We start from the raw sequence: 9127 nt of genomic DNA on the forward strand, positions 1-9127 counted from the left end.
CCGCCGAGCGCTCGGCGGGCGCGCCACTGCCGGACCGCCTGCGCGAGAAGGTGCGTTCCTACGCGGCGTCGTCCGACACCGTGGGCGTCTTCTTCGGCGAGGACTGCTTCATCGCGATCGGCTCGATCCTGCTGATCACCGGCTTCGTGAACTCGACGTACAAGCAGCACATCGAACCGACCCAGCTGGCCCTGTGGGCGATACCGCTCGCGGCCTGCGCCTTCGTCGTCCACGGCGCCCGCCTGCTGCTCCTGGACAGGCAACTGGAGCGCGAGATGGCACTCGCCGCCGCAGAGCACGACCTGCCGCTTCCGAAGGAGACCACCAAGTGATCAAGGTCGAATGGCTCTACTGGCTGGTGGGCCTCGTCTTCGTCGTCATGGCAGTGCAGATGGCGGCCGACCGCAGCAACCCCAGGCGCTGGACGTCCGCCGGGTTCTGGGGCCTGCTCGGACTCACCTTCCCGTACGGCACCGGAGTCGCCAACGCCGAGTCGGGCAAGGGCGGCTGGACGCTGCCCGCCGAACCGCTCGGCGTCGCGGTCCTCGCCCTGATCGTGCTCGCCGGGTTCAACTTCCTCGGCAAGGGCGTCCCGGTCACCACCACGGCCGAGCAGCGTGAAGCCTCCGCCGGCCGGCTCGGCAGCAAGATCTTCGTCCCCGCCCTGACGATTCCGCTCGTCGCCATCATCTGCGCCGCCGTGCTCGACGACTCCGGCCTGTTCGAGAAGGGTCAGGCCACCCTCATCGGGCTCGGCGTCGGATCTCTCGTCGCCCTCGTCGTCGGCATGCTCGTCACCGGCGAAAAGAAGCTCTCCGTCCCGATCCACTCCGGCCGCTCCATGCTCGAGGCGATGGGCTCCGCCCTGCTGCTGCCTCAACTCCTCGCCGTGCTCGGCTCGATCTTCGCTCTGGCCGGCGTCGGCACGCAGGTCGGCAAGATCGTGCACGACGTCCTGCCGGGCAACTCCAAGTACCTCGCCGTGATCGCCTACTGCGTCGGCATGTTCCTGTTCACGGTGATCATGGGCAACGCCTTCGCGGCCTTCCCCGTGATGACCGCGGCCATCGGCTGGCCGATCCTCATCCAGCAGATGCACGGCAACGAGCCTGCCGTCCTGGCGATCGGCATGCTGGCCGGCTTCAGCGGCACCCTGTGCACGCCGATGGCCGCCAACTTCAACATCGTCCCGGCCACGCTGCTCGAACTGAAGGACCAGTACGGACCGATCAAGGCGCAGATCCCCACGGCGCTCCCGCTTCTGGTCTGCTGCACCGTGATCATGTCGGTGTTCGCCTTCTGAGCCGCCCATCGCCCTCGGGCCCTCGCACATCCGAGCCACTCCCACCCGTGAAGGGAATTGCCATGACGCGCGTGCTCATTACCGGCTTCGCCCCCTTCGGCGGCGAGAGCGTGAACCCGTCGTGGCAGGCGGCCTCCCTCGTGGCCGCCGACCCGCCCGCCGGACTCACCGTCACCGCCACCGAACTCCCCTGCGTGTTCGGCAAGTCCATCGACGCACTGCGCGACGCCATCCACGCGTCGGCCCCCGACCTGGTGCTCTGCCTGGGCCAGGCGGGCGGCCGCCCCGGCGTCACCGTCGAACGCGTCGCCGTCAACGTCGACGACGCACGCATCCCCGACAACGCGGGCAACCAGCCCATCGACGAGCCGGTCGTGCCGGGCGGCCCCGCCGCGTACTTCTCCGCACTCCCGGTGAAGGCCTGCGTCGCAGCCCTGCGCGGGGCCGGAGTCCCGGCCGCCGTGTCGAACACCGCCGGCACGTTCGTCTGCAACCACGTCGCCTATGGCCTCGGCCACCTCATCGCCACCGAATTCCCCGGCGTACGCGGTGGTTTCGTGCATGTCCCCTGGGCTCCGGAGCAGGTCACCGACGGCACCGCCGCGGTGCTGGAGCCCGCCACGGTCGCCCGCGGCCTGCGCGCCCTGCTGGTCATTGCCGCCGACATCCCCGCAGAGCAGGACCTCAAGGTCACCGAGGGAGCCACCCACTGATGCCGCTCACCGCCCACGCGGCCGACTTCGCCCGCATCGCCCTCGCCAACGTCACGCGCGAGTACCCCAACTTCCCCGCTCACCTGGTGATCTCACCGGACGAGCAACTCCGGCCGAGCACGCTGCATCCGGCCTTCTACGGTGCCTACGACTGGCATTCCTCCGTCCACATGCACTGGCTGCTCGTCCGCCTGCTGCGCCGTCACGGCGGAACACCCGCCTTCACGGACACAGAGCCGGTCGTCGCCGTACTCGACAGGCACCTCACCCCCGAGAACATCGCCACCGAGGCCGCCTATCTGCTGGACCGGCCCTCCTTCGAGCGGCCGTACGGCTGGGCCTGGCTGGTCGCGCTCGCCGCCGAGTGCCGGGCGTACGGGGGCCCGGCCGGCGCCCGCTGGGCCGAGGCCCTGGCCCCGGGGGTCGCCGCCGTCGACCGCCTGCTGGCGGACTGGCTGCCGAAGGCCACCTATCCGGTACGCCACGGGAACCATCCCAACAGCGCCTTCGCACTGGGTCTCGTGCTCGACGCGGGGGAACTGTCCGCCGCGACCGCCGACGCCGCACGGGAACGCCTGCTGGCCTGGTTCGCCGACGACCACGACGCACCCGCACACTGGGAACCGTCGGGCCAGGACTTCCTGTCCCCGGCGCTGACCGAGGCCGACGCGATGCGCAGGGTGCTGGACGGGGAGCGGTTCGCGCAGTGGCTCGACGGCTTCCTGCCCGCGCTGCGCTCCGGCGCACCCTGCCCGCTGCTGGACGTGCCCGTGGTCTCCGACCACGCCGACCCGCAGATCGGCCATCTGCTGGGGCTCACCCTCAGCAGGGTCGCCGCACTGCGCTCGATCGCGGCCGCACTGCCGGACGGGCCGGTCCGCACGCGCCTGGCCGAGGCGGCCGAAGCCCACGTCAAGGCGGGCCTGCCCGCCGTGGAACGCGGCGACTTCACCACTGATCACTGGCTGGCCTCCTTCGCCGCGCTGGCGCTCGACGCGCAATAGCGATCGCCCGTGACAGCCTGGGTGCGGCCGGTGTGCGAGGGCGCCCTCGCACACCGGCCATCGGAGCCTTATGTCTGCCCCCTCCTCTACTGGCCCAGAAGAGCCCACGGCCGTCCCACCGCACCCGGATGAGTACGACACGGCGCGGCATGCCGCCGCGGACCTCACCCTGCACCCCGACTGGACGACCATCGGCCATCCGGAGACGTTCACCTTCGCCGGGACCTCGTTGGCGCGGGAACAGTGGGCGCCGAGTACGTGAGTGCCACCCACCGGACTCGGGGTTGCTCGCGGTCCGGTCTTGCTGTCCTGCTCCTGTGGCGACGGCTGCGAGCCTGGGGTCACCAGGGACTGCGCCAGCGGGTCCGGTACTGTCTGGACACTGCGGCGTACGCCGCCGAGACCCTCGCAACGGTGCCGCAGGCCGCTCTCGACCGGCTGGAGTACTCCATCGTGGTCACGTTCGCCCGGCCCGCGCCCTGGGTGGTCGAGAAATGGCACGTGGCGGTGGAAGGAGACCGCGCGCACATCGTGTGCGTCTCGCACGTCGAACGACGCACCGTCGACGCCTTCACGTCCGATCTCGCCCCGGGGTACGCGCATGACGGGCGATGACGTGATCTTCCGTACGCCGGATCAGGCGGCCCTTCGCCAGATCGAGACCTGGCTGACCCACTACATCAGCGTCCCGACCCGCAGCTCGGCCGGCGCGGCCCGGTGTGTCCCTACGTTGCCACCTCCCGCCGTCAGGACCTGGTACGTGTGCTGTCCGCGGTCTGCACGCCGCCCGGTCCCGAGCAGGGCCTTGCGCGCCTGACGACCCTGGGCTGCCCCGACGGTCAGCTGACCGGGGCGGTTCCAGTGCTGGGTGTCCGGATCGAGACACGACTGCACCAGAACCTGCGCGTCACTCTCCCGTCAGGGGCGCAGACGTATGCCCTCAGGGGGTGCCAAGTCGGGCTGACGGGTCTGCTTCATCCGGCCAGGGGGCACCACCGGGGCTATCGGATTGATCACCAATCCATCATGCCGACGGGGTGCTGACCGTTCTCGCGAACATCGATACTGGCTCGAAGTGGGTGCCTCCGCGAGCGGTGAACACCCGCTGTTGTAACTCGGGCTCTGGCACAACTTCTGCGACGCCATCACTGTCCGTCACGACAACAGGACTCGCTTCCGGAGGCCAGCTCGGCCGAACATGTGTGCCGGGGCACGGCCAGCGCCGGTGGTTCGGCACCTGCCCATGGACTCGGCCCTGGCCTGGACCGCTTCCAACTCCTCCACTGTCCGGTCGAGTACGCGTACTCAGGTGCCGTCTGCCGGACTCCTCCATGCTGGGGCGCGAACGCCGGACCGTCTCAGGGGGACATACGCATGGACCACGCCCTGCAGCTACGCACTGCCACGCCTCGGGCTCACCGCAAGCCGGCGCCTGCAATCTCCCGGGCCGCCGGGCATACTGGGGTCAGTCGATAACGGGGGTCCGATGGGTCTGACGGACGCGTATCTGGACGTTGCGGCTCAGGCGGTGACACTGCTCGGTGCCCCGGAAGTCGCTGCCTCCTGGCAGAAGCCCAGCGCGCTGAAGGAGATGACCGTCGGCGCCCTGGCCGGCCATCTTGCCTACCAGGTCTTCAGCGTCACTCCAGCCCTGCGGGAACCCGCATCGCGAGAGGTGCCGATCCCGCTCCTCGAGCATTACGCCCGCGCCGCGTGGATCGATGCGCCACTCGACAGCGAGGTGAACGCCGGCATTCGGGCGAAGGGTGAGGACATCGCGTCCGAAGGCGCCCGAGCGCTGCAAGATCGCGCCCGCGCGGCACTTGCGGGCCAGGCGGTGGGCCTTCCGGTGATCCCGGATGACTGGGTCGTGTTCATGCCCCAAACCGGGTGGGCGCTGAGCCTCGACGACTTCCTTGTGACGCGCATGATGGAACTCGCCGTTCACATGGACGACTTGGCCGTCAGCGTGGGCCTCGCCGCGCCGGAGCTCTCGGCCAGGGCTTTTGATCCCGTGCTGACATTGCTGGGCAGACTGGCCGTCCGCCGACACGGCCAGGCAGCGTTGCTGCGCGCCTTGTCTCGCGCGGAGCGGGCGCCATCCGCGGTCAACGCGCTCTGAGCCGCGCAGGCCGTGGTTGTGCCGGTACGGTGACCCTTCTTGCGTCCTTGACACGGTTCTCCCCGGTTTGCGACGCGCTGAGTCGTCCGGACACCCTGATGGCACGTCACTTGCCGGAGCCGGTCTCGTCCTTGTAAAGCGCCTTGTGAAGCGTCTCTGTGGTCTCGGCGACAGCCTTCTTGTCCGCAGCGGTTCCGGCCAGGGCGTCGAGCATCATGAAGTCGTGCGTGATGGCCGGGTAGTGCGTGAGGGCGACGGACACACCCGCCTGCCTGAGCCTTCTCGCGTAGGCGTCGGCCGCGTCGAGCAGTACGTCGGAGTCCGTGATCACCAGCGCGGGCGGCAGTCCGCGCAGTTGGTCGAGACTTGCGCGCAGGGGAGAGGCGATGGGGTTGTCGCGGTCCTTGACGTCAGGGGCGTAGGCGTCCCAGAACCACTTCATGGCCGGCCGGGTGAGCCAGCAGTTCTCGGCGAAGCGGTGGTAGGAGGGTGTGTCGAAGTCGGCGTCCGTCACCGGGTACAGCATCACCTGCTGCCTGAAGTGCGGGCCACCGCGCTGCTTGGCGAGCAGGGTGACGGCGGCGGTCATGTCGCCGCCCACGGAGTCGCCTGCGACGGCGAGGCGTGAGGGGTCGACGCCGACCTGGTGGCCGTTGGCGGCGACCCACTTTGCGACGGCGTAGGCCTGCTCGACGGGAACGGGGAACTGCGCCTCGGGCGAGGGGGTGTAGTCGACGAAGACGACTGCGGCACGCGCCCCGTCGGCGATCTGCCGCACCAGCCGCTCGTGGGTCCTGAAGTTGCCGAGCACCCATCCGCCACCATGGATGTAGACGATGCCGGGCAGGTCTCCGGCAACACCTTCCGGGCGGACCACGTGCACGGACACCGGGCCCGTGGGGCCACCGGGGACGGAACGTTCGGTGATCTCGGCCGGCAGCATGTTCACCGGTCCGGCCTGCAACTTGTTCAGTACGTCCCGGGCCGCCGCGTACGAGAGCTTGTAGAGCGGCGTACCGTCGGCGGCCGCCAGTCCATCCAGGAAGTCCTGATCCTGTTTCTCGAGCGTCACCGGTGGATCTCCGCACGGGACGTGGGCGATGGACGCCGCGGCGGCGGCAGGCTGGTCCACAGTCCCGGAAGTCTTCCGCGTGCCGCACGAGGCCAGGCCGACGGCCACGGTGAGCGTGGCGGCTATGGCGCCGACACAGCGGGCCCTGCGCCGCAGCCGGCAGCGCTGAATCGTACGGTTCATGGCAGTTGCTCCTCGCCGGGATGCCCGAGACCTGTGTCCGAGACCTGGACCCAGCCTGTTTGCCGCTCCTTCCTTCGGACAATCGAAGGTGGGCCACTGGAGTGACAGCGGCAAGAAGGCGTGAGCAGTCACCTCGATGCCCCGCCGCCCGAGTCACCCGGATGGACGGTGCCGGCGGGCCCATTCGGCCGACTGCGTGAACGCTGAGGTGCCGTAGGCCCCTTCAAGAGCGAGGTCGAGATGACGCTAACTGCGATACGTGGCTCACTGCTCCACGCCGCACGCCTTCGCGTTGCGACGGCCGGGTGTGCGGCCGCCGCCCTGTGCGCGGTGACCGCGCACCCGGCTGTGGCGGTGGGCGGGGCGGGCGGGGCCAAGCCGACCATCGTCCTGGTCCACGGTGCCTTCGCGGACGGCTCCAGCTGGAACGGAGTGATCGAACGGCTCAAGCGCCGCGGCTACACCGTCATGGCCCCGGCCAACCCGCTGCGCGGCCTGTACAGCGACGCTGCGTACATCGCCTCCGTCCTGAAGTCGATCAAGGGTCCGATCGTTCTGGCCGGCCACTCCTACGGCGGTGCCGTCATCAGCACGGCCGCGGCCGGCAATCCCCGGGTGAAGTCCCTGGTGTACATCAACGCGCTGATGCCCGACGTCGGCGAGAGCGGCATGTCGCTGTCCGCACGCTTCCCGAGCGCCCTCGCCACCGCCACCGACTCCGTGCCGTACAAGAGCGTCGATATGAGCGGCACCGACCTCTACCTGAAGAGGGACAAGGTCCACCCGGTCTTCGCGAACTGCCTGTCGGAGAGCCAGGCGAATCTGCTGGGCGTCACCCAGCGCCCGGCCGCCACGACGGCATTCTCCGAGACGGCCAAGGTCGCCGCCTGGAAGGACATCCCGTCCTGGGCCCTCGTGGGCCGGCAGGACATGACCATCAGCCCGGACCAGGAGCGATTCCAGGCCAAGCGGGCCCACTCCCACACGGAGGAGATCGACTCCTGCCATGTGTCCCTCATCGCCGAGCCGGATGCCGTCGCCGACCTGATCCTCCAAGCCGCGACGGCGGCCGGCTAGGGTCTTTCGTTTGGATCAGGCCGGATCAGGGAGGCCCGCGAGCCCGGCATGATCCGAACGAGAGCCCTAGATCATGCCGCACCCGGGCCGCGACGTCAGGACGATGGCGCGGGCGGCTGTGCGCTGCCGTCTGGGCCGTCGCCGATATTCGATTGCCTCGCGTGCGTGAGAACGCCAGATTGGCGTGATGTCTGAACTGCGAACCGATCGCCTTGTGCTCCGCGGCTGGAGGGAGTCCGACCTCGACCCGTGGGCGGCGATGAATGCTGATCCGCAGGTCCGTGAGTACTTCCCGGACGTGCTCACGCGAGAGCAGAGCAAGGCGTCCGCGGCCCGTTTTCAAGCTGATCTCGACCGGCGAGGCTGGGGATGGTGGGCCGTGGAGGTGAGGACGACCGGCGAGTTCATCGGGTTCACCGGGCTGGATCCGGTGGATGAGGGCATGCCGTTCACGGGGGTGGAATGTGGCTGGCGCCTGGCCCGTCGGGCGTGGGGACACGGCTATGCCACCGAGGCCGCCCGAGCGGTCATCGGTTTCGGCTTCGAACGTCTCGGGCTGGCGGAGATCCTTGCGGTGACGACGGCCACCAATCTCCGTTCGCAGGCGGTGATGCGTCGTATCGGCATGACCCGCGATCCGGCCGATGACTTCGACGACCCGAGCGTGCCCGACGGGCCGCTGCGCCGGAGTGTGGTGTATCGGCTCCGGCCCGAAGGGCGTCGACCGGTGTGAAGGGCAAGGCCTGCGAGGACACCATGTACGTCGGCGTCGCCGCGGTCCCGCCACCTGCCCCCGGCCCGGCCGTGTGCGCCACGAACCGTGTGCACCACCCGGCCGGAGGGCCGGCGCTGTGATCTCCCGGACCGGCGAAGGCGACCTCGGCTTCCAGTCGCTCGGTGACGCCCACCCGCGGGCGGCGGTAGGTCAGACGGTGGCCTCGGGCTGTGCCGGGCTGAGGTAGTGCACGGCGGTCTGTTCGGTGTGCGGGATGAGCAGGCCCTGCAGTTCCTCGGCCGCGACCTTGAGGAGGTGGCCGTCGCGGGCGGCGTGGAGGGTTTCGAGGACGAAGGCGACGCGGGTGGAGTCCTCGGTGACGCGGGTGCGGTGGGCGTCGCGGTGGTTCCAGTGGCGGGTCAGGACGCCGGTGGTGTCGGCGTAGATGATCTCGCCGGGCTTGGGGTTCTCCACGGTGCCGGGTTCGCCGAGCGGGGTGAACTCCTCGCCGCCCTGGGCGTGGTGGATGTCGACGTCGCCGGTGACGTGGTCGAGGTCGAAGGCGCCGGCGGGCAGGCCGTGGTGGACGGAGACGGCGTTGTAGGAGTCGACGGCGGGGTTGATGCGCGGCAGGCTGCCCTTCTTGGCGAGGCGGCGGCCGAGGGCGTCGACGCTGGGGCGGATGCGGCGGGGGTTGGTGCCGAAGGAGCGGTATGCGGTGTGCCACGCCTGGATGCGGGGGTCGGTCTCGTCGGCGGGCTGCCAGGTGCCGTTGGCCAGTTGCTGCTCCAGGTCCGTCAGTGCGGTGGCGGTGTCCGGCCAGGGTTCGTGGCCGCGCAGGCCGGCGGCCGTGACGAGAGCGATGAGGGTGTCGGGGAAGGCGTCGGCGACGGCGGGGCTGATGCGAAAGGAGGGCATGTGCACCGTTTCGTTTCGTG

11 protein-coding genes are annotated in these 9127 nt (G+C 69.8%); 9 read left to right on the forward strand and 2 right to left on the reverse strand.

Annotated features, from left to right (window positions below):
• The 7 genes from BZY54_RS41755 to BZY54_RS41790 all read left to right on the forward strand — a co-directional run.
• Window positions 1-332: 5-oxoproline transporter, DUF969 family subunit (locus BZY54_RS41755; RefSeq protein WP_143668248.1), on the forward strand; the 332-nt coding region annotated here is incomplete at its 5' end.
• A complete protein-coding gene (locus BZY54_RS41760) occupies window positions 329-1303 on the forward strand; it encodes a DUF979 domain-containing protein (protein WP_086730585.1) in 975 nt (324 codons plus the stop codon). The genes BZY54_RS41755 and BZY54_RS41760, both read left to right, overlap by 4 nt.
• 62 nt (window positions 1304-1365) lie before the next feature.
• Window positions 1366-2016 carry a pyroglutamyl-peptidase I gene (gene pcp, locus BZY54_RS41765; RefSeq protein ID WP_086730586.1) on the forward strand — a complete coding sequence of 217 codons (651 nt, stop codon included), beginning with the start codon at window positions 1366-1368 and terminating at the stop codon, window positions 2014-2016.
• Window positions 2016-3020, forward strand: a complete 1005-nt coding sequence (locus tag BZY54_RS41770) for a DUF2891 domain-containing protein (protein WP_086730587.1) — start codon at window positions 2016-2018, stop codon at window positions 3018-3020. Before pcp ends, BZY54_RS41770 begins: the two co-directional genes overlap by 1 nt.
• 414 nt (window positions 3021-3434) lie before the next feature.
• Entirely contained in the window at window positions 3435-3635 is a 201-nt protein-coding gene (locus BZY54_RS50570; RefSeq protein ID WP_143668249.1) for a hypothetical protein, read from the forward strand.
• Between the two features lie 48 nt (window positions 3636-3683).
• Entirely contained in the window at window positions 3684-4064 is a 381-nt protein-coding gene (locus BZY54_RS55715) for a DUF6875 domain-containing protein (protein WP_425276372.1), read from the forward strand.
• Window positions 4065-4506: 442 nt separating this feature from the next.
• Window positions 4507-5142: a maleylpyruvate isomerase N-terminal domain-containing protein gene (locus tag BZY54_RS41790; protein WP_086730591.1), complete on the forward strand. Its 636-nt coding sequence runs from the start codon at window positions 4507-4509 to the stop codon at window positions 5140-5142.
• A 106-nt stretch (window positions 5143-5248) separates the two neighbouring features.
• On the opposite strand, the gene BZY54_RS41795 is transcribed toward BZY54_RS41790, so the two are convergent.
• Window positions 5249-6397 (reverse strand): alpha/beta hydrolase, encoded by a 1149-nt coding sequence (locus BZY54_RS41795; protein WP_086730592.1) that lies wholly within the window; start codon window positions 6395-6397, stop codon window positions 5249-5251.
• A 330-nt stretch (window positions 6398-6727) separates the two neighbouring features.
• On the opposite strand from BZY54_RS41795, the gene BZY54_RS41800 reads away from it, so the two are divergent.
• Both BZY54_RS41800 and BZY54_RS41805 read left to right on the forward strand, forming a co-directional pair.
• A complete protein-coding gene (locus BZY54_RS41800) occupies window positions 6728-7474 on the forward strand; it encodes an alpha/beta fold hydrolase (RefSeq protein WP_244217598.1) in 747 nt (248 codons plus the stop codon).
• A gap of 187 nt (window positions 7475-7661) precedes the next feature.
• Entirely contained in the window at window positions 7662-8207 is a 546-nt protein-coding gene (locus BZY54_RS41805) for a GNAT family N-acetyltransferase (protein WP_086730595.1), read from the forward strand.
• A gap of 192 nt (window positions 8208-8399) precedes the next feature.
• On the opposite strand, the gene BZY54_RS41810 is transcribed toward BZY54_RS41805, so the two are convergent.
• Window positions 8400-9107, reverse strand: coding sequence for a B3/B4 domain-containing protein (locus BZY54_RS41810; protein WP_086730594.1), 708 nt, complete (start codon window positions 9105-9107; stop codon window positions 8400-8402).
• Window positions 9108-9127 lie beyond the last annotated feature (20 nt).

This window comes from Streptomyces carpinensis (assembly GCF_002154505.1).
Taxonomy (GTDB): domain Bacteria; phylum Actinomycetota; class Actinomycetes; order Streptomycetales; family Streptomycetaceae; genus Streptomyces; species Streptomyces carpinensis.